This window comes from Actinomadura sp. NBRC 104425 (assembly GCF_030269545.1).
GTDB classification, from domain to species: Bacteria; Actinomycetota; Actinomycetes; order Streptosporangiales; family Streptosporangiaceae; genus Spirillospora; species Spirillospora keratinilytica.
This window is the reverse complement of the sequence record NZ_BSTN01000002.1, coordinates 204,021-227,445: the sequence shown is the minus strand read 5'-3', so window position 1 is coordinate 227,445 and position 23,425 is coordinate 204,021. Positions and strand designations below refer to the sequence as shown.

At 74.9% G+C, this 23,425-nt stretch carries 19 protein-coding genes; 4 read left to right on the top strand and 15 right to left on the bottom strand.

Features of this window, described 5'->3' with window-relative positions; translation table 11 throughout:
* Positions 1–38 precede the first annotated feature (38 nt).
* The 8 genes from murD to mraZ all read right to left on the bottom strand — a co-directional run bounded on the left by murD (position 39) and on the right by mraZ (position 11,020).
* Positions 39–1,472: a UDP-N-acetylmuramoyl-L-alanine--D-glutamate ligase gene (murD, locus tag QSK22_RS04180; protein ID WP_502872266.1), complete on the bottom strand. Its 1,434-nt coding sequence runs from the start codon at positions 1,470–1,472 to the stop codon at positions 39–41.
* Positions 1,454–2,515: a phospho-N-acetylmuramoyl-pentapeptide-transferase gene (gene mraY, locus QSK22_RS04175; protein WP_285492587.1), complete on the bottom strand. Its 1,062-nt coding sequence runs from the start codon at positions 2,513–2,515 to the stop codon at positions 1,454–1,456. Before mraY ends, murD begins: the two co-directional genes overlap by 19 nt.
* Positions 2,512–3,954: a UDP-N-acetylmuramoyl-tripeptide--D-alanyl-D-alanine ligase gene (locus QSK22_RS04170; protein WP_285492586.1), complete on the bottom strand. Its 1,443-nt coding sequence runs from the start codon at positions 3,952–3,954 to the stop codon at positions 2,512–2,514. Before QSK22_RS04170 ends, mraY begins: the two co-directional genes overlap by 4 nt.
* A complete protein-coding gene (locus QSK22_RS04165) occupies positions 3,951–5,522 on the bottom strand; it encodes a UDP-N-acetylmuramoyl-L-alanyl-D-glutamate--2,6-diaminopimelate ligase (protein ID WP_285492585.1) in 1,572 nt (523 codons plus the stop codon). Before QSK22_RS04165 ends, QSK22_RS04170 begins: the two co-directional genes overlap by 4 nt.
* Before the next feature lie 117 nt (positions 5,523–5,639).
* A complete protein-coding gene (locus tag QSK22_RS04160; RefSeq protein WP_502872278.1) occupies positions 5,640–7,358 on the bottom strand; it encodes a peptidoglycan D,D-transpeptidase FtsI family protein in 1,719 nt (572 codons plus the stop codon).
* Positions 7,359–7,938: 580 nt separating this feature from the next.
* Entirely contained in the window at positions 7,939–8,862 is a 924-nt protein-coding gene (gene ftsL, locus QSK22_RS04155; protein ID WP_285492583.1) for a cell division protein FtsL, read from the bottom strand.
* On the bottom strand, positions 8,859–9,914 hold the full coding sequence (gene rsmH / locus QSK22_RS04150; protein ID WP_285492582.1) for a 16S rRNA (cytosine(1402)-N(4))-methyltransferase RsmH: 1,056 nt from the start codon (positions 9,912–9,914) through the stop codon (positions 8,859–8,861). The genes ftsL and rsmH overlap by 4 nt, the downstream gene beginning before the upstream one ends.
* Positions 9,915–10,588: 674 nt before the next feature.
* On the bottom strand, positions 10,589–11,020 hold the full coding sequence (gene mraZ, locus QSK22_RS04145; RefSeq protein ID WP_285492581.1) for a division/cell wall cluster transcriptional repressor MraZ: 432 nt from the start codon (positions 11,018–11,020) through the stop codon (positions 10,589–10,591).
* A 595-nt stretch (positions 11,021–11,615) separates the two neighbouring features.
* Between mraZ and QSK22_RS04140 the strand changes: the two genes are divergently transcribed.
* Genes QSK22_RS04140 through QSK22_RS04130 form a run of 3 tightly spaced genes read left to right on the top strand, consistent with a single transcriptional unit; the run spans position 11,616 to position 16,328 of the window.
* A complete protein-coding gene (locus QSK22_RS04140; protein ID WP_502872277.1) occupies positions 11,616–12,659 on the top strand; it encodes an AAA family ATPase in 1,044 nt (347 codons plus the stop codon).
* A 1-nt stretch (position 12,660) separates the two neighbouring features.
* Positions 12,661–13,935 (top strand): DUF58 domain-containing protein, encoded by a 1,275-nt coding sequence (locus QSK22_RS04135; protein WP_285492579.1) that lies wholly within the window; start codon positions 12,661–12,663, stop codon positions 13,933–13,935.
* Complete coding sequence (locus QSK22_RS04130) at positions 13,932–16,328, top strand: transglutaminase TgpA family protein (protein WP_285492578.1); 2,397 nt, start codon at positions 13,932–13,934, stop codon at positions 16,326–16,328. The genes QSK22_RS04135 and QSK22_RS04130 overlap by 4 nt, the downstream gene beginning before the upstream one ends.
* 258 nt (positions 16,329–16,586) lie before the next feature.
* Here the strand turns inward: QSK22_RS04130 and QSK22_RS04125 are convergent, their stop codons facing one another.
* The 7 genes from QSK22_RS04125 to QSK22_RS04095 form a co-directional block, all read right to left on the bottom strand.
* A complete protein-coding gene (locus QSK22_RS04125) occupies positions 16,587–16,982 on the bottom strand; it encodes an SCO2097 family morphological protein (RefSeq protein ID WP_285492577.1) in 396 nt (131 codons plus the stop codon).
* A 140-nt stretch (positions 16,983–17,122) separates the two neighbouring features.
* A complete protein-coding gene (locus QSK22_RS04120) occupies positions 17,123–18,385 on the bottom strand; it encodes a DNA polymerase IV (protein ID WP_285492576.1) in 1,263 nt (420 codons plus the stop codon).
* An 8-nt stretch (positions 18,386–18,393) separates the two neighbouring features.
* Entirely contained in the window at positions 18,394–19,152 is a 759-nt protein-coding gene (locus QSK22_RS04115; RefSeq protein ID WP_285492575.1) for a methyltransferase domain-containing protein, read from the bottom strand.
* Positions 19,153–19,174: 22 nt separating this feature from the next.
* Positions 19,175–19,591 carry a transcription antitermination factor NusB gene (gene nusB / locus QSK22_RS04110; RefSeq protein ID WP_285492574.1) on the bottom strand — a complete coding sequence of 139 codons (417 nt, stop codon included), beginning with the start codon at positions 19,589–19,591 and terminating at the stop codon, positions 19,175–19,177.
* Positions 19,592–19,709: 118 nt separating this feature from the next.
* Complete coding sequence (efp, locus tag QSK22_RS04105) at positions 19,710–20,267, bottom strand: elongation factor P (RefSeq protein WP_285492573.1); 558 nt, start codon at positions 20,265–20,267, stop codon at positions 19,710–19,712.
* A 117-nt stretch (positions 20,268–20,384) separates the two neighbouring features.
* Positions 20,385–21,467, bottom strand: coding sequence for a M24 family metallopeptidase (locus QSK22_RS04100; RefSeq protein WP_285492572.1), 1,083 nt, complete (start codon positions 21,465–21,467; stop codon positions 20,385–20,387).
* 109 nt (positions 21,468–21,576) lie between these two features.
* On the bottom strand, positions 21,577–22,626 hold the full coding sequence (locus QSK22_RS04095; protein WP_285492571.1) for an LLM class F420-dependent oxidoreductase: 1,050 nt from the start codon (positions 22,624–22,626) through the stop codon (positions 21,577–21,579).
* A 218-nt stretch (positions 22,627–22,844) separates the two neighbouring features.
* On the opposite strand from QSK22_RS04095, the gene QSK22_RS04090 reads away from it, so the two are divergent.
* Positions 22,845–23,420 (top strand): TetR/AcrR family transcriptional regulator, encoded by a 576-nt coding sequence (locus tag QSK22_RS04090; RefSeq protein WP_285492570.1) that lies wholly within the window; start codon positions 22,845–22,847, stop codon positions 23,418–23,420.
* The last annotated feature ends 5 nt before the right edge of the window (positions 23,421–23,425 follow it).

The window sequence follows — 23,425 nt, the reverse complement described above, 5'->3', positions numbered from 1 at the left end:
CTTCTTCGTCGCGCTGCCGGACCCGCCCCCGCCGCGCCCTACCGGGACTCGGCGAGCCTGCGCACGGCCGCGGCGAAGGCGTCGCCGCGCGCCCCGTAGCCGGCGAACATGTCGAACGACGCGCCCGCGGGGGCCAGCAGCACCGTGTCGCCCGGCCGGGCCAGCCCGGCGGCGGCGGACACGACGCGGTCCATCGCCCCAGTGTCGGTGTCGGGGACGTCCACCACCGGGACTTCCGGCGCGTGTCGCGCAAGTGACTGCGCGATCCGCGCCCGGTCGGCGCCCAGCAGCACCACGCCGCGCAGCCGGTCGGCGCAGGAGCGGACCAGGTCGTCGACGTCGGCGCCCTTGAGCAGGCCGCCCGCGATCCACACCGCCGACCGGCAGGCCGACAGGGACGCGGCGGCGGCGTGCGGGTTGGTGGCCTTGGAGTCGTCGACGTAGTCGACGCCGTCCACGTTCGCCACGTGGGCGATGCGGTGCGGGTCGGGGGTGAACGCGCGCAGCCCGTCCCGCACCGCCTCGGGCGGGACGCCGTAGGCGCGGGCCAGGGCGGCGGCGGCCAGGGCGTTGGCGACGTTGTGCGGGGCGAAGGGCCGCACGTCCGCCAGTTCGGCCAGCTCCACGGCCTCGCGCCGCGGGTCGGGCGTGAACGCGCGGTCGACGAGCAGGTCCTCGACCACGCCGAGCTGCCCGGCGGCGGGCGTACCGAGGGTGAAGCCCTTGGCGCCGGGCCCGCCGAGCCGTGTGGACACCGGGTCGTCGGCGTTGACGACGGCCACCGTTCCGGGCGCGTAGATCCGGCCCTTGTCGGCCGCGTACGCCTCGAACGAGCCGTGCCAGTCGATGTGGTCGGGCGCCACGTTCAGCACCGCCGCCGCGTGCGGCGCCAGCGAGCTGGACCAGTGCAGCTGGTAGCTCGACAGCTCCACGGCGAGCACGTCGTACTTGTCCAGCACCGCCTCGACGATGGGCGTGCCCACGTTGCCGACGGCGACGGCGCGGTGCCCGGCGGCGGTGAGCATGCACGCCAGCATCCGCACCACGGTGGTCTTGCCGTTGGTGCCGGTCAGCGCCAGCCACGGCGCCGCCTGCCGCCCGCCGGGCCCGCCGTGCGCGAGCCGCCACGCCAGTTCGACCTCGCCGATGATCTCGATGCCGGCGGACGCGGCGGCCGCCAGCAGCGGCACGTCGGGACGCCAGCCGGGCGAGGTGACCACCAGGTCGGTGCCGGCGGGCAGGGTGTCGCCGTCGCCGAGGCGGACGGTCGCGCCCGTGTCGGCGCGCAGCCGCTCGGCCCGCTCGCGCAGCGCGTCGTCGTCGCGGGCGTCCACGACGGTGACGCGGGCGCCGCGCTCGGCCAGCACCCGTGCCGCGGCCTGCCCGGACACGCCGAGGCCCGCCACGCACACCGCGCGGCCCCGCCAGTCCCCCGTGCTCCCGGTCGAGCCGCTCACCGCTTGGGCATCCATTCCAGGTAGAACAGGCCGAGGCCGATCGCGGTGAACAGCGCCGACATCAGCCAGAACCGGACGACGATGGTGGTCTCGGCCCAGCCGGACAGCTCGAAGTGGTGCTGCAGCGGGGCCATCTTGAACACCCGTTTCTTGGTCAGCTTGAACCAGCTGACCTGGATCATCACCGACAGGGTGATCATCACGATCAGGCCGCACAGGATGGCCAGCAGGAACTGGGTGCGGGTGAGGATGGCCAGGCCCACCAGGACGCCGCCGAGGGCCAGCGACCCGGTGTCGCCCATGAAGATCTTGGCGGGCGGGGCGTTCCACCACAGGAATCCGAACACGCCGCCGAGCACCGCGGCCGCGACCACCGCCAGGTCCAGCGGGTCGCGCACGCTGTAGCAGTTGGGCGCCAGCGCGAAGTCGTAGCAGCTGTTGCGCAGCTGCCAGTTGCCGATGATGACGTAGGCGCCCAGCACCATCGCGGCGGGGCCGGCGGCCAGGCCGTCCAGCCCGTCGGTCAGGTTCACCCCGTTGGACGTCGCGGCGATCAGCAGCAGCGCCCACACCACGAACAGGTAGGGGCCGATGGACGGCCCGAAGTCGCGCAGGAACGACAGGTGCGGGGAGGCGGGGGTGAGGTCGTAGCCGTTGGGGAAGTTCAGCGAGGCGATCGCGAACACCACGCCGACGATCACGATGCCGATCATCTTGGCGCCGCTGCGCAGACCCAGGCTGCGCTGCTTGAACACCTTGATGAAGTCGTCGACGAAGCCGACCAGGCCGAGCCCGGCCATCAGGAACAGCACCAGCACGCCGGAGATCGTCGGGGCGGTCCCGGTGAACAGGTGGGCCGCGCCGTACCCGATCAGCGAGCCGACGATGAACACCGCGCCGCCCATGGTGGGCGTGCCGCGCTTGGTCAGGTGCGCCTCGGGGCCCTCGTCGCGGATCATCTGCCCGTAGCCGAGCCTCCGCACGATCCGGATCCACACCGGGGTGCCGACCATGCCGAACACCAGGGCCACCCCGGCGGCGATGATGATATTGGTCACGCCCGGTCACCCTCCGGACCGGCCGCGCCGCCCGAGGGGGGACGTCCCCCCGCACCCTCCGGGTCACCGGACAGCAGGGCCTCGGCGCCCCGCTCCAGCCCGGCGACGCGAGAGCCCTTCACCAGCACGACGTCCCGCGGCCGCAGCCGCTCGCGGAGCGCGGTCACGGCCGCGCCGACGTCATCCACCTGTACGCACTCTCCCGTCCATGACCCCACTCGCTCGGCCCCCTCGGCCATCGCCGCCGCGTTCGCGCCGACCACGACGAGCCCGGCGAACCCCCGTTCGGCGACGTGCTGTCCGATCTTGGCATGTTCCGCGGCGGAAGAAGGGCCGAGCTCGGCCATTTCCCCCAGAACCGCCCACGCCCGGCGGCCCCGGGCCATGTGCGCGGCGGTGTCGATCGCGGCCCGCATCGACTCGGGGTTGGCGTTGTAGGCGTCGTTGACGACGGTCACCCCGTCGGGCCGCTCGGTCACCTCCATCCGCCAGCGGCTGACCGGGGCGGCCTCCGACAGCGCCGCGGCGATCTCGGCGACGCCCATGCCCGCCTCCCGGGCCGCGGCCGCGGCCGCCAGCGCGTTCAGCACGGCGTGGGCGCCGTGCAGGCGCAGCTCCACCGGCGCCGCCCCCTCCGGGGTGACCAGGGTGAACCGCGGGCGCCCGGCGTCGTCCAGGCGCTCGTCGGCGGCCCGCACGTCGGCGCCGGCGGACCGGCCGAACATCACGACCCGGGCGCGGGTGCGGGCCGCCATGGCGCGCACCAGCGGGTCGTCGGCGTTCAGCACCGCCGCGCCGTCCGCGGGCAGCGCCTCCACCAGCTCGCCCTTCGCCTCGGCGATCTTCTCACGGCCGCCGAACTCGCCGACGTGCGCGGTGCCGACGTTCAGCACCACCCCGACGCGCGGCGGCGCGATGCCGGTCAGGTAGGCGATGTGCCCGGCGCCGCGGGCGCCCATCTCCAGCACCAGGTGGCGGGTGGACTCCTCGGCGCGCAGCACGGTCAGCGGCAGGCCGATCTCGTTGTTGAACGAGCCCGGCGGCCACACCGTCGGCCCGGCCCGCCCGACCAGCTGGGCGATCAGGTCCTTGGTGGAGGTCTTGCCGGCCGAGCCGGTGACCGCGATGACGGCGGTGCCGGGCAGCCGCGCCAGCACCCCGGCCGCCAGCCGCCCCAGCGCGGCCCGCACGTCGTCGACGACGACGGCGGGCCCGCCGACCGGGCGCTCGGCGAGCACCCCGGCGGCCCCGGCGGCCAGCGCGGCGGCGGCGAAGTCGTGGCCGTCGGCGCGTTCGCCGCGCAGCGCGGCGAACAGCGCGCCGGGCGCCACGGCCCGCGAGTCGATGACGACGGGGCCGCGGACCACGGCGTCCGCGCCGTCCCCGTGGGCGACGCCGCCGGTCAGCTCGGCGATGGTCGCCAGCGGAAGTGGGATCACGCCTGCGTCCTGTCTCCTCGTGCGTTCTCGACGTTGGACGCGCCCGCGGCGGCCTGCGTTCGGCGCAGCGCCGCGCGCAGGACCTCCCGGTCGTCGAAGGGCAGCACCTCGCCGGCCACGTACTGGCCCAGCTCGTGGCCTTTGCCGGCCACCACCAGCACGTCGCCGCGGCGGGCGCGGGCGACGGCGAGCTCGATCGCGGCTGCGCGGTCGGGCTCCACCACCACGTGGGCGCGCCGCTCCTGCGGCACCTTCAGCCCGCCCTCGACCATAGCGGCGAGTATGGCGAGGGGGTCCTCGGACCGGGGGTTGTCGTTGGTGAAGTACACCATGTCGGCCAGCCGCGCGGCGGTCTCGCCCATCAGCGGGCGCTTGCCGCGGTCGCGGTCGCCGCCGCAGCCGAGCACCACGGCCAGCCGCCCCTCGGTGAGCGGGCGCAGCGCGGTCAGCACCGCCTCGACCGCGCCCGGTTTGTGCGAGTAGTCGACCAGGGCGACGAAGTCCTGGCCGGCGTCGACGCGCTCCAGGCGGCCGGGCACGCCGGTCAGCGACGCCACGCCGTGCACCGCGGCGGGCAGCGTCAGGCCCGCCTCCACCAGCGCCACGATCGCGGCCAGCGCGTTGGCCACGTTGAACGGCCCGGGCAGCTGGACGGCCGCGTCGGCCTCGATGCCGCCGGGGCCGACCACGCGGAACACGCTGCCGTCGGCGCCGAGCCGCACGTCCTCGGCCCGCCAGTCGGCCGCCGGGTCGCCGGACGCCGAGTAGGTGGTCAGCGGGATGGTCGCGACCTCCACCAGCTCGCGGCCCCACTCGTCGTCGAGGTTGACCACGCCGACCCGCGCGTAGTCGGGGGTGAACAGCCTGGCCTTGGCGGCGAAGTAGTCCCGCATGGTGGGGTGGTAGTCCAGGTGGTCCTGGGACAGGTTGGTGAAGACCGCCACCTCGTAGTGGGCGCCGCCGACCCGGCCCTGGTCGAGCGCGTGGCTGGAGACCTCCATGGCCGCCGCGCCCACCCCGCGTTCGCGCATCGCGGCGAACAGCGCGTGCAGGTCGGTGGCCTCGGGGGTGGTCAGCGCGGCGGGCACCCGGTCGGCGCCGATCCGCACCTCCACGGTGCCGATCACGGCGGTGTCCACCCCGGCCGCGCGCAGCCCCGCCTCCAGCAGGTACACGGTGGTGGTCTTGCCGCTGGTGCCGGTGACGCCGATGAGGGCCAGGTCGCGGGCCGGCTCGCCGTACACCCAGGCGGCGGCCTGACCGAGCCGGGCCCGCACGTCGTCGACCACCAGCACGGGCAGGCCCGCGGCGGCGGCCCGGTCGCGTCCGGCCGGGTCGGTGAGGATCGCCCTGGCGCCCGCGGCGGCGGCCTGCCGGGCGAAGTCGGCGCCGTGCGCGCGGGTGCCGGGCAGCGCCGCGTACAGGTCGCCCGGCAGCACCCGCCGGGAGTCGTGGGTGATGCCGGTCACCGACACCCCCGCCGACCGCCTGCCGTTCCCGGCGTCCGCGACCCCCAGCAGCGCCGCCAGACCGGACAGCGGCCGGGCCGGAGTGGTCGTCGGGCGCATGGCGTGTCTTTCGGTACGGGACGTTCGGGCGGACGTCTGGACGGACGTTCGGGCGGATGTTCGGGCGGACGCGGCTGCCGATGCTGAACTCACGGCGAGAGAGGGTACTCGCTGCGGTCAGTCCCGGGCGTAGATCTTGACGGTCGGCGGTTTGCTTCCCGTCGGCGGGATCTTCCGGGTCTGCAGCGCGAAGCTCATCACGTCCTTGAACACCGGCGCGGCAGCATCGCCACCATAGTGGCTTCCCCGCCGCGGGTTCTGCAGGACCACCTGAACCACCAGCTGAGGGTCATCGGCGGGTGCGAATCCGGCAAAGGAGGCGGTGTAGCCGCCGCCCCGGTAGCATCCGCAGGAGGGGTTGACGATCTCCGCGGTGCCGGTCTTGCCCGCCACCCGGTAGCCCTTGATGCGCGCCTTGGGGGCGGTGCCCTCCTCGGAGGTGACGCCCTCCAGCATGTCGCGCAGCTTGCGGGCGGTGTCGGCGCTGATCACCTGGCGGCGCTCGGGCGCCGGGGCGGGGGTGAACGATCCATCCTCGCCCGTGCTGCCCAGGACCAGGTTGGGGGCGACCCGGACGCCGTTGTTGGCGATGGTGGCGTAGACGCTGGCCATCTGCAGCGCGTTCACCGACACCGTCTGCCCGTACGAGATCGGGTACCGGTCGGTGCCCGACCACTTGCTCGGCGGGTTGAGGCTTCCGGCGGTCTCGCCCGGCAGCCCGATGTTCGTCTTCTCCCCGAAGCCGAAGGCGCGCAGGAACTGGTAGAGCGTCTGCTGGGAGATCCGCTCGCTGGCCAGGATGGTGCCGACGTTGCTGGAGGTGGCCAGCACGCCGGCGAACGTCAGCCGCTGCGTGGGGTGCTGGTGCGAGTCGTGGAACGTGCGGTCGTAGCGGGTGATGCTGTACGGCACGGTGAACGGGGTTTCCGGCGTGACGCCGCCCTTCTCCATGACCGCGGCCGCGGTGATCACCTTGCCGGTGCTGCCGGGCTCGTAGGCCTCGCGGACGATGGGGCTGTTCCAGCGCTCCTCGGAGTAGCGGCCGTAGTCGTTGGGGTCGTAGCCGGGCGCGGACGCCAGCGCCAGCAGCTGCCCGGTGCGCACGTCCATGACGATGACGCTGCCGTTGCGGGCGCCGGTCTCGCGCACCCGCTCCTCGATCGCCTCCTGCGCCTTGTACTGCAGGTCGCGCAGCAGGGTCAGGCGCAGCCCGCGGCCGGGCACCGAGGGCTGCTTCTGGTCCTCGCCCATGGGGATGTGCTGCCCCTCGGGGCTGATCTCCACGCGCTGCCACCCGGCCCGGCCGGCCAGCAGCTTGTTCATGGAGTACTCCAGCCCGGCGCCGCCCTCGCCCTCGGCGTTGACGAACCCGATGACGCCCGCGGCCAGGTCGTCGTTGGGGTACTCGCGCCGGTACTCCGGCAGCGTGCCGATGCCGGGCAGCTTCTCGGCGGTGACCAGCCGGGCCCGGTCGGGCCGCACCCCGTGCGCCAGGTACTCGAACCTGCTGCCGGTCTTGCTGATCACCTTCATGACGTAGTCCGGGTCCAGGCCCAGCATCGGCGCCAGCTTGGACACCACCTTCTGCCGGTCCTTGGGCTCGATCATGAGGGGGTCGGCGAAGACGGCGCGCGCCTCCACGGTCATGGCCAGCGGGTTGCCCTGGGCGTCGGTGATATCGCCGCGCACCGCCGGCAGGTCGATGGTCTGCAGCCGCTGCCGCTTGGCCCGCTCGGTGTAGCTCGCCGACTCGATCGTCTGCAACTGCACCAGCCGCCCGGCGAACAGCGACAGCACGAACGCCACCACCAGCAGCCCGGCGTTCAGCCGCTTGATCGGGTCCCGGCGGCGGAACGGGACGCGCGGCCGGGGCCGTCGCGGCGGGCGCGGCGGCCCCGGCGGCCCGCCGCCCTTCCTTGGCCGCCCCTTGCCGTCGGCCTTGGCGGACGCCTTCGCGGACGCCCTGCCGGACTCCCTGGCGGCGCCTTTGGGCGCGGCGCCTTTGGCGCGCGGACGCGTCGTCCTGCCCGCCGTCTCACTCTGCGGCTTGCTCGCCGATTTGCTCGCCGGCTTGGCCGCGGCCTTGCCGCCCGGCTCCCTGTCCTTGCCCCTGTCGCGGGGAGGGGTGCGCTGGGGGACGGCGCCGCCCGGCTCGCCCTTGCGGGGCGGCGGCACGGCGGCACCGCGCGCGGGGCGCCGAGGCGTGCCCGCACCCGGCGTCTTCGGCGCACCGCCCGCCGGGCGGCCGGACGCCCGTGCCGCGCCGGGGCCGCTCTTCTCGCTCCTGTCCTCAGGGCGCGCCCCCGCCCCGCGGGGACCGCGTCCCTGCGGGCCGCCCCGGCGGCCGGGCGGCGGCCCCGCCGTACCGCGTCCCGGCCGAGTCGTCACCGCGTCACTCCCTCGGCGTGCCTCACGCTCACGGCGCCCCGGTGGCGGGCGTGCCGGACCGCTGCGCGGACGGCCGCTGCGTCTGCCCGTTCTGCGTCTGCCCGTTCTGCGTCTGGCCGGTGCCGCTCTGCCCGCCGGACGCGCCGGTGTCGGAGGAGGTCGGCACGCCGTCGCCCGGCACCACGGCGCCGGGGATGCCGACGACGCCCGCGGCGCCCGCGGTGGCGGCCGCGGCGTGCGGCACCGGGCGCACCGGACCGCCGATCACCCGGCCGGTGGGCTCGTCGAGATAGGCGACCTGGGAGGGCCGCACCATGCCGAGCGCCTCGGCCCGCTGCGCCAGGATCGCCGGCGACTCCTCCCGGGCGATGTCCTCCTGCAGCGCCTGCTTCTGCTGGGCGAGCAGCTTGTTGCTCTTCTGCAGCCGGGTCAGCGTGAACGCGTCCTCCGCCAGCACCGTGTTGAGCAGCAGCAGGCTGACCAGCGCGCCGCCGAGCAGCCCGACGATCAGCAGCACGAACGGCGTGCGCGGCGGCGCCGTGCTGCGCCGGGCGGCGGGACGCGGCGCGCCGGACTCGGCCCGCCCGGCGGCCTTGGCGGCCCTGGACGGCTGCGCCGGCTCGGCCCCCGCCTTGGGCGCCTTGCCGGGCGCCTTTGCCGCCGTGCCGGCCGTCTTGCCGGCCGTCTTGCCGGGGCGGGGCGGCGCGGCCGGGCGCGGACGCGCCGCCCCCGCCGCACGCCCCGCGGACGCGCCGGACGCCCGGCCCGGCCTGCGCGTGCGGCCGGAGGCGGCGGGCTCGGCGGCCGCGTCGCCGGCGGGCCTGCCCGGCGTCCTGCCCTTGCGCGCGGCCGGCGTGCCCGCGTCGCGGTCGGCGTCGCGGTCGGCGGCGCGGCCCCGGCGCCCCCTGCCCGGCGGTTTGGCGGCCCCCGGCGGGCGCGTGGTCGTGGTCATCTCGCCTCCCTGCGGCTGCCCGGGGGATCCCCCGCCCCCGGGTTCTCACGCACCCGCTCGGCGGCGCGCAGCCGGACCGAGGCGGCACGCGGGTTGGTCGTGGTCTCCTCGTCGGACGGCAGTTCGGCCCCGCGCGTCAGCAGCCGGAACCGCGGCCGGTGCTCGGGCAGCGGGACGGGCAGGCCCGGCGGGGTGGTGTCGGCCGCCTGCTCGGCCAGGACCCGCTTGGTGATGCGGTCCTCCAGCGAGTGGTAGCTGAGCACGACGACGCGGCCGCCGACGCGCAGCGCGTCCAGCGCGGCGGGCAGCGCCCGCCGCCAGGTGTCCAGCTCGCCGTTCACCTCGATGCGCAGCGCCTGGAAGGTGCGCTTGGCCGGGTTGCCCCCGGTGCGCCGCGTCGCCGCCGGGATCGCCGAGCGCACCAGGTCGGCCAGGCGCTTGGTGGACTCCAGCGGGGCGCGCCGCCGCTCGCGCACGATCGCGGCCGCGATGCGCTGGGCGAACCGCTCCTCCCCGTACTCGCGCAGGATGCGGGCGAGCTCGGCGGGCGGGTAGCCGTTGACGACCTCGGCGGCGGTCAGGCTCTGGGTGCGGTCCATCCGCATGTCCAGGGGGGCGTCATAGGAATAGGCGAAGCCGCGCTCGGCCTCGTCGAGCTGCGGGGACGACACCCCGAGGTCGAACAGCACGGCGTCGACCGCGGGCACGCCCAGCCGGTGCAGCACCTCGGGCACCGCGTCGTAGACGGCGTGCTCCAAGGCGATGATGCGGTCGGCGAAGGGGGCCAGCCGCCGCGCGGACCGCTCCAGCGCGGTGGTGTCGCGGTCGATTCCGATCAGGCGCAGCCCGGGATGGGCGCGCAGCATGGCCTCGGCGTGGCCGCCCAGGCCCAGGGTCGCGTCCACGTAGACCGGCGCGCCGGCCGGCTGCCCGCCGGGGCCGCGCTCGGCGGCCGGGCCGGCGGCCTGGACGGCGGGCCCGAGCAGTGCCAGCACGCGATCGAGCATGACCGGTACGTGACCGGCCACGGTCGCGTTGTCGCCCGCGTCCATGCTCACCCCCTTGCGCCGCCTCGCTCGCGGACTACGTGGCTTTCGTCGGCCGCACCTCCCCCGGCGCCCCCGTCGGGGAGTTCCGGCGGACGTCTCCCCTGGAAAAATCCCCGGCAAACCGGCCATAGGCCAGAGGAACAGGAACTCTTCCCCCTGTACAAGGGTCCTGCCGTCCCCGCGGCCTGCCCAGTGCCGCCGGACGAGAACCGCACCCCGTGATGGCGAAGGGCTGCTCTCCCCTGCGGAACATCCGGCCCCGGACGGAGCCCGATGTCCGGGTCCCGCACTCGGGACGGTCGCGCGAGCCGGACGGAAGGCCTGGTGGACGCGGACCGCGCCTCGGGAAATCCGGGAGTCTCCCCGGGAGACACCGCGAGCCCCCGCGCAACCGGCCGCGGGCCGGCGAGCAGGGGTGCCCGCCCCGGCCTCGCCCGGCCAGGTCCCCATCCGCTGCCCTTGAGGAAGAACCGCGGTGTCGCGGGGGTCGCCCTCTGGCACCGGGGAAGCTGCGCCAGATGGCACCGGAGAGCGGCTGGAGACCTGGCCGAACGCGGGCCGACCGCCGTTCCGGGCCTCCAGGGGCGGCCCCTGGAGCACTCTGCGGACCCGGCTGGACCGGCTGCGAGCCGGTGCGCACGGGCCCGTGCCCGCTCGGCGGACCGACGTGTGGAACGTCACAGGATCCCGGGCAACACCTCCTCCGAGATCTCGGCGAACGCCTGCTCCTCCCGTTCCAGGTAGCTCTCCCACGCGGGCGTGTCCCAGATCTCCAGGCGCGTGTTGGCCCCGATCACGGTGCAGTCGCGTTTGAGCCCCGCGTAGGCGCGCAGCGGCGGCGGGATCGTGATGCGTCCCTGCTTGTCGGGGACCTCGTCGGACGCGCTGGCGAAGAAGACCCGGCTGTAGGCCCGCACGGACCTCTCGGTGACCGGTGCCGCACGGAGAGCCTCGGTGATGCGCTGGAACTCTGCCATGGGGAAGACGTAGAGGCAGCGTTCCTGGCCCTTCGTGATCACCAATCCCCCCGACAGCTCCTCACGGTACTTCGCCGGCAGGAACAGTCGTCCCTTGTCGTCGAGGCGCGGCGTGTGGGTGCCTAGGAACATCGGGCCCCCACCTCCCCGCGCCGTGCGGGGCGCTGACACCCCCCACGGCGCCCCACTGTACTCCACTCTTCCCCACCGTCAACTAGTTGAACACGCTTCCCAGGCCGCAATCGCGAGCAAATCCGCAGGTCACGGGGGTGGAGCGGGGTGGGGGGCGGCGCGGGGCCCCGCCGCGCCGGGCGGCGGGGCGGGGCCTTCCGGAGGGCCCACGCGGCGTGCCGGACGCGCCGGCGCGGCACCGGGAAGGCACCGCCGCGGGCGCCTTTATGCCGTCTTGTCAAGTGCCCCGCGATGCTGTGTGGGGATGAGTGGAGGGGGCGGTTCGTGCCGGTGCGGCTCCGCAGCGTGACGCCGTCGTCGCACACGCCGCGGTGTGCGCGCGGGGCCGCGTCGGGAGCGGGCGACCCGTTCCGCGCGGACATCGCGACGCGACGCCCGAGGACGTACTGTCAGGGGTTGGGCAAGTCAATAGAACGTCGCACCGGCCGCGCACGGCCCGGCGTCCGTACCACTCGGCGGAACCCGGGCGGACATCGCGAGGCCGGACGGCTGAGGAGGGTTGTTGGTGGCAGTAGGCACTCACGGCGAGTCGTACATGCGGGCCCCTACCGGCTCCGGAGAACCGGCCTCAGCCGACCGCCCGAGCCCCTTGCGGCCGTCCGCGCCCGCCGACCGGGACGGGGACGGCCCCGACCTGGACGGGCTTGCGCAGGTCGCCCACAAGATCCGCGATGCCATCGAGTCGGTCATCGAGGGCAAGCCCGACGTGGTGCGGCTGGCGTTGACGGTGCTGCTGGCCGAGGGGCACCTGCTGATCGAGGACGTGCCCGGGGTCGGCAAGACGATGCTGGCCAAGGCGCTGGCCCGGTCGGTGGACTGCTCGGTGCGCCGGGTGCAGTTCACCCCCGACCTGCTGCCCAGCGACATCACCGGGGTGAGCGCCTACAACCAGGAGCTGCGCGAGTTCGAGTTCAAGCCGGGCCCGGTGTTCGCCAACATCGTGGTCGGCGATGAGATCAACCGGGCCTCCCCCAAGACCCAGTCGGCGCTGCTGGAGTGCATGGAGGAGCGCCAGGTCACCGTCGACGGCGTCACCTATCCCCTGGAGCGCCCGTTCATGGTGATCTCCACGCAGAACCCGGTGGAGATGGAGGGCACCTACCCGCTGCCCGAGGCGCAGCGCGACCGGTTCACCGCCCGGATCTCCATGGGCTACCCCTCCCCGGCCGCCGAGCTGGAGATGCTGGACACGCACGGGCAGTCGTCCCCGCTGGACCGGCTCACCCCCGTCGCCGACGCCGCCGACGTGCGCGCCCTGATCGAGGTCGTGCGGCGCCAGCACGTGTCGCCGGCCGTGCGGCAGTACGCGATCGACCTGGTGACCGCCACCCGCAACCATCCCGACCTGCGGCTGGGCGCCTCGCCGCGGGCCACCCTGCACCTGGTGCGGGCGGCCCGGGCGTACGCGGCGCTGGACGACCGCGACTACGTGCTGCCCGACGACATCCAGGACCTGGCGGTGCCCGTGCTGGCGCACCGGCTGCTGCCCACCGCCGAGGCGCAGGTGGAGCGGCGCCGTCCCGAGCACGTGGTGACCGAGCTGGTGAACCGGCTTCCGGTGCCGTCCTCCGGGAAGTGACGTGAGACGTGCGCTGTCCGGCCTGACCACGCGGGGGCGGTCGTTCGTGGCCGCCGGGGCCACCGCGATCGTGTGCGCGTTCGTGCTCGGTGAGCGCGATCTGCTGCGGGCCGGCATGCTCGTCCTGGCGCTGCCGCTGCTGTCCACGCTGGCGGTGTCGCGCACCCGCTACCGGCTGGCGTGCGCCCGGCGGCTGGAGCCGGTGCGGCTGCCGGTCGGCCACGAGGCCCGCGTCGACCTGCGGCTGGAGAACGTGTCGCGGCTGCCGAGCGGCCTGCTGATGGTGGAGGACCAGGTCCCGCACGCCCTCGGCGGGCGGGCCCGGTTCGTGCTCGACCGGCTGGAGGCCGGCGGGGCCCGGGAGCTCGGCTACCGCGTCCGGTCCGACCGGCGCGGCCGGTACCGGCTCGGGCCGCTGGTGGTGCGGCTGGCCGACCCGTTCGGCATGGTGGAGATGGTGCGCTCGTTCAGCATGGCCGACACCCTCACCGTCACGCCGCCGATCGTGCCGCTGCCGCAGGGCCGGCCGGCCGGGGCGTGGGCGGGTGGCGGCGACAGCCTGGCGCACGCGGTGGCCACCGTCGGCGAGGACGACGTGACGCCCCGCGAGTACCGGCACGGCGACGACCTGCGCCGGGTGCACTGGCGGTCCACCGCGCGGCGCGGCGAGCTGATGGTGCGGCGCGAGGAGCAGCAGCTGCAGAGCAGCGGCACCCTGTTCCTGGACACGCGGCGGGCCGCCCACGTGGGGGACGGCCCGCTGTCGTCATTCGAGCAGGCCGTGTCGGTGGTCGCGTCGGTCGGCGTGCACCTGGGGCAGGCCGGGCTGGCGCTGCGGCTGGTCACCGACGCCGGCGAGCGGCTGCCCAGGACGGCCGACGTCCCGGGCGCGGCCGAGGGGCTGCTGCTGGACGTGCTGGCGGCGGTCCGGCACTCCGCCGAGCCGTCGCTGACCCGCGGCATGGCCGCGCTGCGCGGGCCCGACGGCGGGGGCGACGGGCTGGTCGTCGCGGCGTTCGGGGCGCTGACGGCCGAGGAGGCGCGGACGGTGGCGGCGGTGCGGCGCGGCACCGGCACGTTCGTCGCCGTCCTGGTGGAGGGCGGCGAGGACGTCGACACGGGCACCGATCCGCAGGCGGCGGCGCGGCTGCTGGAGTCGGCGGGCTGGCGCGTGGTGCGCCTGCGGACCGCGGCGGAGCTGGCCGGCGCGTGGTCGGCGGCCGCCGAGGCGTCCGCGGACCCGGGGCGGACGATTCGCATGACGGACGGCGCATGAGACTACGCATGACGATCATGGCGGCGCTGGCCGCCCTGGCGGGTTCGGTGGCCCTGTACCCGCTGTTCTCCGGCCGCACCTGGTTCTGGTCCGGGCTGGGCGCGGTCGCGGTGGTCGCCGCGGCCGGGCTGGCGACGCGGCACTTCCGCTGGCCCGCGGTGTTCGGCGCGGTCGGCGGGCTGGCCGCGCTGCACCTGTACCTGACCGCGCGGTTCACCGCGTCCGAGGCGTTCCTCGGCGTGGTGCCGACCCCCGAGTCGCTGCGGCGGCTCGGGGAGCTGACGCGGGAGGGGTGGGACGCGGCCAACCGGTACGCCGCGCCCGTGCCGCCGGTGCCGGGCATTCTGCTGCTGGCCGTCGGGGGGATCGGCCTGGTCGCGGTGCTGGTGGACCTGCTGGCGGTGCGGCTGCGCCGCGCCGCGCCCGCCGGGCTGCCGCTGCTGGCGATGTACAGCGTGCCCGCCGCCGTGCGGGAGGACAGCGTCAGCTGGGTCGCGTTCGGCGTCGGCGCGCTGGGCTATCTGGCGCTGCTGGCCGCCGACAACCACGAGCAGGTCGGCGGGTGGGGCCACCTGGTGTTCCGGTCCGCGGACGCCCCGGCGCGCCCCGACACCGGCGTGATGGCGGCGGCGGGGCGCCGCATCGGCGTGGCGGCCGTGGCCGTGGCGGTGCTGATCCCGGCGGTGACGCCCGGCATCCACTCGCGCGGCATGTTCGGCATGGGCAGCGGCGGCGGGCGCGGCGGCACGCAGACCGTCACCACCCCCGACCCGCTGGTCAGCCTCAAGCGGGAGCTGACCCGCCAGGACGACCTGCTGGTGCTGCGCTACCGCAGCAACGACACCGACCGCCCCGACTACCTGCGGCTGTACTCGCTGGACCGGTTCGACGGCGACCGCTGGACCTACTCCTCGCTGCAGAGCACGGCCCGGGACCGGCTGTCGGACCGCCGCCTGCCCGACCCGCCCGGCCTGAGCTCGGTGCCCGCCCGGCAGGTCACCACGCGGATCACGGTGCAGCGGCAGGTGCGGGACATGTCGTTCCTGCCGGTGCCGTACGCGCCGTCGCGCGTGTCGATCGAGGGCGACTGGCGGGTGCACGCCCCGTCGCTGATGATCTACTCGCTGCGCGACTCGGCGGGCGGCCGCTCCTACACCGTCACCAGCATCCGGGCCCGGCCGACGGCGTCCCAGCTGCGGCTGGCCGGGCGCACCCCGACCGAGCTGTACAACCGCTACACGTTCGTCCCCGAGCGCATCCCGCGCGAGGTGCGCCGGCTGGCGCACGAGGTCACCGCCGGGGCGGCCACCGCCTACGACCAGGCGGTGATGCTGCAGCGCTGGTTCACCCAGACCGGCGGGTTCCAGTACGACCTGACGGCCCAGCCGCCGCAGCGCGGCAGCGACCTGGTCGACTTCCTGATCAACAACAAGAGGGGGTACTGCGAGCAGTTCGCCGCCTCGATGGCCCTGCTGGCGCGGATCCTGGGCATCCCCGCCCGGGTCGCGATGGGGTACACGCCCGGGACGCAGGTCACCCCGGGGGTGTGGGAGGTGCGCACCCGCGACGCGCACGCCTGGCCCGAGCTGTACTTCGAGGGCGCGGGCTGGGTGCGGTTCGAGCCCACGCCGAGCGGCGCCGCCGGGCAGGGCACCGCGGCCACCCCCGACTACTCCGAGCCCACCGTCTCCAGCAGCTCCGCAAGCACGCAGGAGGAGGAGAGCGGCCCCACGGAGACCAGCCCGGAGGCCTCGGCGTCGGCGTCGCCGTCGGCGACCGCGCAGCGCCAGGACGACCTCGGCGCGCAGGCCGGCACCGGCGGCGAGCGGTCCGGCGACGGCGCGCCCGTCGGCTGGATCATCGGGGTGCTGCTGGCGCTGCTGCTCCTGGCCGCGCCCATGGCGGCCCGGCACGTGACCCGCCGTCTGCGGTGGGCGGGCGTGACGTCGCGTTCCGGCGGCGCCCCGTCCGATCCGGGGGAGGCCGCGCACGCCGCGTGGCGCGAGATGCGCGCCGACGCCCTGGACCACGGTCTGGAGTGGCGGCCCAGCGACACGCCCCGCGCGGCGGCCCGGCGTCTGGGCGAGCTGCTGGAGCTGGACGCTCCCGCGTCGCAGGCGCTGGGGCGCATCGCGCACGCCGAGGAGCTGGCGCGCTACGCACCGTCCCGCCCCCAGACGCCGCCGGAGACGCTGCGGGCGGACGTCCGCACCGTCCGGGAGGCGATTGCGGCGTCCGTGGGGCGGCGTGCCCGGCTGCGCGCCCGGCTGCTGCCGGCGTCCACGATGGGGTCGGTCGGGTCGGTGACCCGTGCGGTCGGCGGCCGTCTGGCCGATGCGGCGTCGCGGGTGGAGGCTGCGTTCCGGCGGCTGCCTTCCCGCCGCGCCCGGTGAGGCCGTCCGGCGGCCGCCGTGAACGTCGGCGCCCCACCTGCGCGGGTGGGGCGTGCGGTGGGGCGTGCGGGGCCCGGCCTGCGGGGCCGTTGAGGTCGTGGAGGCTCGGGGCCGGGGAGGCGTTGAGGCTTGCGGGGACGTTGAGGCGTCGCGGGCGCGAAAAAGGCCGCCGTGCCAGGGGCGGGCGCGGCACGGGGCCGCGCGGAGATCAGAAGGCGGCGGGTGGACGGTGCGGGGGCCGGTGCCGGCCCCCGGGGGTCACTCGCCTTCGGTGCGCCGCCGCCAGCGCTCCTCCATGCGCTCCATGAAGGTCGCCTTGGGCCGGACCTGGCGCCGGGGCTGCTGCCGCTGCTGCGTCTCGGTGCCGATGCCCGTCATGCGCTTCCAGCTGGACAGGGCCCACACGCAGCAGACGACCATCAGCAGGAAGCCGGTGACGCTGATCGCGATGGTGACCGAGCCCTTGTTGATCACCAGCCCGGCCATCAGCGCGCCGACGCCCACCACGAAGCCGAGAGCGGCCTTGACGATGCGGCGCTTGTAGTGGACCTGCGGGTTGGTCGAGCGGACCGCCTGCGCGAACTTCGGATCCTCGGCGTACAGCGCCTGCTCGATTTGGTCGAGCATGCGCTGCTCGTGCTCAGAGAGCGGCACGGCGCCTCCCAACGACAGCCCTGCGACGGGGTATCCGAGGCAGGACGGAAACCTCAACGGTGATATGCCCAGAATACGAGTCGCGCCGGGCGGACGAAAGCGAACGACCGAGTGCGTGGCGGATGCCGGTCACCTCGATGTCACCTCGCGTCCCCCTCATCTGGCCCCCCGGTTCCGCCGGAGCGCCGCACCAGGGCCGCCGGGCGCACCGCGCCGCTGCCGAAACGCCTGCTCACCTGGTCAACGGCGCGTTCGGCCTCGCGCCACCCCGTCTCCGGTTCGTCCAGCGCCGGCTGGCGGACGGCCTGGTCGGACGGGACCAGGTTCTCCACCCGGACGCCCACCAGACGCAGGCGTACCCGGTCGAGTCCGGACGCCTCGTACAACTCGCACGCTGTGACGTAGATCATACGGGTGACGTCGGTTGGTTCACGCAGCGTGCGCGACCGGGTGAGCGTGGTGAAGTCGGACCGGCGCAACTTGACGCTCACCGTGCGGCCCGCGTGGCCGGCGGCGCGTAGCCGGGCGCCGACCTTCTCCGCCAGTCGCAGCAGCTCCCGCCGGATCGTCTCGGGGTCGTCGACGTCGGTGTCGAAGGTCTCCTCGGCGCCGATGCTCTTGTCGGGGCTGCGCGGCACGACCGGCCGGGGGTCGCGGCCCCAGGCCAGCTCGTGCAGGTGGGCGCCGAGGGCGGTGCCCAGCTCGCGCTGGAGCACAGCCCGCGGCACCTGCGCGAGCTGCCCCACGGTGCGCAGCCCGAGGCGGCGCAGGGCCTCCTCGGTGCGGTCGCCGACGCCCCACAGGGCGGCCACCGGCAGCGGGTGCAGGAACTCCTGGACGCCGTCGGCGGGCACCACCAGCATTCCGTCCGGTTTGCACCGCGTGGAGGCCAGCTTGGCGACGAACTTGGTGCCGGCCACGCCGACCGAGCAGGTCAGGCCCTGCTGCTCGGCGACCTGCGCCCGGATCATCCGGGCGATCTCGGCGGGGCGGCCGAGGCGGCGGCGGGCCCCGGCGACGTCCAGGAACGCCTCGTCCAGGGCCAGCGGCTCGACCAGCGGGGTCACCGACCGGAAGATCTCCATGACGGCGGCCGACACCCGGGCGTAGCGGTCGTGCCGGGGCGGCAGCACCACGGCCTGCGGGCACAGCCGCCGGGCCCGGCTCATCGGCATGGCCGAGTGCACGCCGTACGCGCGGGCCTCGTAGGACGCCGAGGACACCACGCCGCGCGCGCCGGTGCCGCCCACGATCACGGGGCGGCCGCGCAGCTCGGGCCGTTCCAGCAGCTCCACGCCGACGTAGAAGGCGTCCATGTCGACGTGCAGGATGTGGCAGCCGGTGTCGTCGGCGGGCGGGCCGGGCGGCGGTCCGGGCCGGTGCAGCTGCTGCTTACGGCTCACGGCCGCCCTCAGGCGTCCTTGTACGCCAGCAGGTGCAGCTGCGTGGCCAGCTCCCGCAGCACCGGGTGGACGGCCGCGACCTGCTCCAGGGCGATCAGCGCGGCGGCCGCGTCCTGCTCGCCGTCGAGCATCGCGTCCGGCACCAGGTCGGCGAAGATCCGCACGCCGTGCAGCTCGCCGACCCGCAGCCCGGCCTTGCCCACCAGGTCCGTCAGGGTCTGCCGGGTGAAGCGGCGGGGCGTGCGGTCGCGCTCGCCCCACCGGCCGTCCGGGTCGGTCAGGGCGCGCCGGGCGTCGTCGAAGTGCCCGTGGACGGCCCGGTGCAGCGCCGCGCCGATCCGCCCGGCGACCAGCACGCTGACCGAGCCGCCGGGGCGCACGGCGGCGGTCAGCGCGGTCATGGCCGCCGCGGGGTCGTCGACGTACTCCAGCACGTTGTGGCACAGCACCAGGTCGGCGGTGCCGGTGCCGAGCAGGTCGGGCAGGGCGGCCGCGTCGCCCTGCACCGCCCGCACGGTGACGCCGGACTCGGCGGCGCGCCGCTCCAGCGCGGCCAGCGCGTCGGGGCTGGAGTCGACGACGGTGACCCGGTGGCCCAGCTCGGCCATGGGCACGGCGAACCCTCCGGTGCCGCCGCCGACGTCCACCACGTCGCTCGGCCCGGACTCGGGTGCGATGCGGTCGAGGACGGCGCGCAGCGCGTCCCACAGCACGGCGGTGCGCGGGCCGCTCCCCCGCGAGCGTTTCGGCTGGCGACCGTCCATCATGGCTCCACCCTAACGGCCGGGCCTACAGCGCGAGCGACGGCTTGAGCCGCTGCAGCCGCGACAGCAGCCCGTTGACGAAGCGCGGGGACTCCTCGGTGGACAGCTCGGTGGCCAGCGCGACCGCCTCGCTGACCGCCACGCCGTCGGGCACGTCGTCCACCCACAGCAGCTCGAAGGCGCCCATCCGCAGGATGTTGCGGTCGACGGCGGGCATGCGGTCCAGCGTCCAGCCGGTGGCGTAGGACGACAGCAGCTCGTCGATGCGCTCGCGGTGCTCCTGCACGCCCTCGATCAGCCGCACCGCGTGCCCGTACGCCGACAGCTCGTCCTGGTTGGGCCGCCCGCGCGCGTGCAGCACGTCGGTCGGCAGCTCCTCGCGCAGCTCGGCGGCGAACAGGATGTCCAGCGCCAGCTTGCGCGCCTTGGTCCGCGCGCTCACCGCCGCGCTCCGCTCGGCGGCGCGCAGCCGTCCTCGCGCGACGGCTCTGCTCGTCGTTGCGGTCGCACGCTCTCCGCGCTCCTTCGTCCGGCCGTCGTCGGTGTGCTCGCGGCCGCCATCAGGCGCGGCCGAGGTACTCGCCCGAGCGGGTGTCGACCTTGACCTTCTCGCCGGTGGTGATGAACAGCGGCACCTGGATCTGCGCGCCGGTCTCCAGGGTGGCGGGCTTGGTGCCGCCGGTGGAGCGGTCGCCCTGCAGGCCCGGCTCGGTCTCGGTGACCTCCAGCACCACGGCCGCGGGCAGCTCGACGTACAGCGGGTCCTCGCCGTGGAAGGCGATGGTGGCCATCTGCTCGGGCAGCAGGTAGTCGGCGGCCTGGCCGACCACCGCGGCGGGGATGTGCGGCTGATCGTAGGTCTGGGTGTCCATGAAGACGAAGTCCTCGCCCTCGCGGTAGAGGTACTGCATCTCCCGCTTGTCGACGCTGGCCACCTCGACCTTGGTGCCGGCGTTGAAGGTCTTGTCGACCACCTTGCCCGACAGCACGTGCTTGAGCTTGGTGCGCACGAACGCGCCGCCCTTGCCCGGCTTGACGTGCTGGAACTCCAGGACCGTCCACAGCTCGCCGTCCAGCCTCAGCGTCATGCCGTTCTTGAGGTCGTTCGTCGTCGCCACAGCGTCCTCTCCTGCCCCCTGACGGGGCCGTCCCCGCCTCGGTTCGTGGTCGTTGGGAGGGTGCGGGGACGTCCCCCGCTCCCCCGGTGGTCAAATGGGTCGGACTCGCCCGCCCCGTCACAGGACGAGCAGGTCCTTGGTGGTCGTGGTGAGAAGCTCCGGACCGCCCGTGCGGGCCACCAGGGTGTCCTCGATGCGGACTCCGCCGCGCCCGGCGAGGTAGACCCCCGGCTCGGCGGTGATCGGAACCCGGTCCACCAGCTTACCGGTCCTGTCGTAGCCCAGGAGCGGAGCCTCGTGGATCTCCAGACCGACGCCGTGTCCGACGCCGTGGGTGAAGTCGCCGCCGTGCCCGGCGGCCGCGATGAGGTCGCGGGCGGCGGCGTCCACGTCCCGGGTCTCGGCGCCGACGCGGGCTGCGTCCACCGCGGCCTGCTGGGCGCGGCGCACCAGGTCGTACAGGTCGCGCTGCCAGTCTGCGGCGGCGCCGATCGCGACGGTGCGGGTCATGTCGGCGTGGTAGCCGCCGTGCCGGGCGCCGAAGTCCATGGTGACCAGGTCGCCGCGGGCCAGCGGCCGGTCGCCGGGCCGGTGGTGCGGGATCGCGCCGTTGGGGCCGCAGGCCACGATCGAGTCGAACGCGGGCTGCTCGGCGCCCAGGTCGACCATGCGCCGCTCCAGCGCGATGGCGATCTCCCGTTCGGTCACGCCGGGCCGGAGCATGGGCAGGACGGCGTCGAACGCCCGGTCGGTGATCGCGCATGCCTCGGCCAGCAGCGCCAGTTCGGCGTCGTCCTTGACGGCGCGCAGCTCCTCGACGGGGCGTCCGGCGGGCCGCAGCTGCATCCCGTCGGGGGCGGCGCGGGTGAGCTCGGTGTGCCGCTCGACGGTGACCGCGTGGGGTTCGAAGCCGAGCCGCCGCGCCCCGGCCCCGGCCGCCCGCTCCAGCAGCTTTTCGGCGGTGTGCCGGTCGATGACGGCCTCCAGCTCGGGGCAGACGCGGGCGGCGGTGCCGGCGTAGCGTCCGTCGGTGGCCAGCACCGGGGGCCCGTCGGCGGGGACGAGCAGGGCGGCGTTCGAGCTGTCCAGCCCGGTCAGGTAGCGGACGTTGACGAGCCGGGTGACCAGCAGGGCGTCGAGGTCGTGGGCGGCCGTCCAGGCGGCCAGCCGCTCGCGCCGTGCGCGGCGGAGTTCCTCCATAGGCCAGGACTGTAGTCCACTGCCGGGCGGGGCCCGGCATGCCGGACATTCCGCCCGACGTGCGACGCCCCGCGGCGCGGGGCGTCGCGGGGCGTCGGCCGGTGCCGGCTCAGTCCAGGTCGGCGGCCATCTCCTTGATCTTCTCGATGAGCGCGAGGCGGCCCTTGTGGTCGCCCGCGATCGGGGTGACGTTCAGCGTGGTGACGCCGGACTCCTTCATCGCCGCGAGCCGCTCGCGCACGTGCCCCTCGGACCCGATCAGCGACATCTTCTGCAGCAGCTCGTGCGGGACCTTGGCGGCGGCCTCGTCCTTCTTGCCGTCCAGGTAGAGGTCCTGGATCTCCTCGGCCTCCTTCTCCCAGCCGTAGCGGCGGCACAGGTCGTTGTAGAAGTTCTTGCCCTTGGCGCCCATGCCGCCGATGTAGAGGGCGGCCATGGGGCGGCCGAACTCCAGGTAGCCGTCCACGTCGTCGCCGATGGCCAGCGGCGCCTGGCCGACCACGTCCAGCTCGCCGAGCGCCGGGTCGCGCCGGGCCCTGCCGGCCGCCAGCGACGCGCCCCACACCTCGGCGGCCTTCTCCGGGACGTAGAAGATCGGCTCCCAGCCGTTGGCGATCTCGGCGGTGAGCTCGACGTTCTTGGGGCCGATCGCGGCGACCAGCACCGGGATGTCGGCCCGCACCGGACGGTTGATGATCTTCAGGGGCTTGCCGAGGCCGGTGCCCTGCCCCTGCGGAAGCGGCATGGAGTAGTACTTGCCGCTGTGCTCGAGCCGCTCGCGCCGCCAGACCTTGCGGCAGATCTCGATGACCTCGCGGGTGCGGCCGAGCGGGGCGGTGTACGGCACGCCGTGGAAGCCCTCGATGACCTGCGGGCCGGACGCGCCGATGCCCAGCGTGAAGCGCCCCTGCGACACGTAGTCCAGGCCGGCGGCGGTCATCGCCAGCAGCGTGGGCGTGCGCGAGTAGATCGGCAGGATGCCCGAGGCGATCTGCAGCCGCTCGGTCTTGGCGGCGATGTAGCCGAGCTGGCTCACCGCGTCGAAGCTGTAGGCCTCGGCGACGAACACGATGTCGAGCCCGGCCTTCTCGTAGTCGGCCAGTTCCTCCACGGTCTCCTTGAAGCCGCCCGCGTAGTTGAGCGCCATCCCGATGCGCATCGGCATCCCCTCCACGAACCGAACTGGATTCTGTTGACGGTAACGCACGCGGCCGCGCCGCTCGCGGCCGAGCCGCCCCTATTACGGGGCCGGACCGCGCAGGGCCGCGTCGACCTGGGCCTCAGCCACTAGGTATGACGTCCGACATACCCAAAGCTTCCTATGACGTGCGTCATGGTCAACCCGCGAAGCTTATGATGAATGTCATAATCGGAGCCATGGGCAGGGACAGCCGGGAACGCATGGTGCGCAGCGCGGCCTACCTCTTCCGCGAGCGCGGCTACAGCGGCACGGGGTTCCGCGAGGTCATCAGGCACAGCGGCGCGCCGCGCGGGTCGATCTACCACCACTTCCCCGGCGGCAAGGCGCAGCTGGCCGAGGAGGCGGTCCGCTACGCCGGGGAGTTCCTCAACTCGGGCATCCAGGCGGCCGTCGAGGGCGGCGACCCGGCGTCGGCCGTGGACGCGTTCGTCGCGTGGTGGCGGCGCGTCCTGGTCAAGAGCGACTTCCGGGCGGGCTGCCCGGTGGTGGCGGTCACCGTGGAGTCGCACGAGGACGCCCCGCAGCTGGCCGCGGCCGCCGCCGCCGTGTTCGACCGCTGGCAGGACACCCTGGCCACGGGCCTGGCCAACGCCGGCGTGCCCGAAGAGCGCGCCGGCCGGCTGGCCCGCCTCATCGTGGCCGCCGTGGAGGGCGCCACCATCATGTGCCGCGCCAAGCGCGACCTGAGCCCCCTGGACGACGTGATCGCCGAGCTGAAGGAGCTGACCCACACCGCCTCCGCCGCCGCGTGAACGGC

Excerpts from the sequence above, each read along its gene's own strand:
- ftsL (WP_285492583.1), bottom strand. The coding sequence starts at position 8,862 with ATGACCACGACCACGCGCCCGCCGGGGGCCGCCAAACCGCCGGGCAGG.
- mraZ (WP_285492581.1), bottom strand. The coding sequence starts at position 11,020 with ATGTTCCTAGGCACCCACACGCCGCGCCTCGACGACAAGGGACGACTG.
- QSK22_RS04165 (WP_285492585.1), bottom strand. The coding sequence starts at position 5,522 with ATGCGCCCGACGACCACTCCGGCCCGGCCGCTGTCCGGTCTGGCGGCG.
- rsmH (WP_285492582.1), bottom strand. The coding sequence starts at position 9,914 with ATGGACGCGGGCGACAACGCGACCGTGGCCGGTCACGTACCGGTCATG.
- QSK22_RS04130 (WP_285492578.1), top strand. The coding sequence starts at position 13,932 with ATGAGACTACGCATGACGATCATGGCGGCGCTGGCCGCCCTGGCGGGT.
- QSK22_RS04115 (WP_285492575.1), bottom strand. The coding sequence starts at position 19,152 with ATGATGGACGGTCGCCAGCCGAAACGCTCGCGGGGGAGCGGCCCGCGC.
- QSK22_RS04095 (WP_285492571.1), bottom strand. The coding sequence starts at position 22,626 with ATGCGCATCGGGATGGCGCTCAACTACGCGGGCGGCTTCAAGGAGACC.
- QSK22_RS04100 (WP_285492572.1), bottom strand. The coding sequence starts at position 21,467 with ATGGAGGAACTCCGCCGCGCACGGCGCGAGCGGCTGGCCGCCTGGACG.
- QSK22_RS04090 (WP_285492570.1), top strand. The coding sequence starts at position 22,845 with ATGGGCAGGGACAGCCGGGAACGCATGGTGCGCAGCGCGGCCTACCTC.
- murD (WP_502872266.1), bottom strand. The coding sequence starts at position 1,472 with ATGGATGCCCAAGCGGTGAGCGGCTCGACCGGGAGCACGGGGGACTGG.
- QSK22_RS04140 (WP_502872277.1), top strand. The coding sequence starts at position 11,616 with ATGCGGGCCCCTACCGGCTCCGGAGAACCGGCCTCAGCCGACCGCCCG.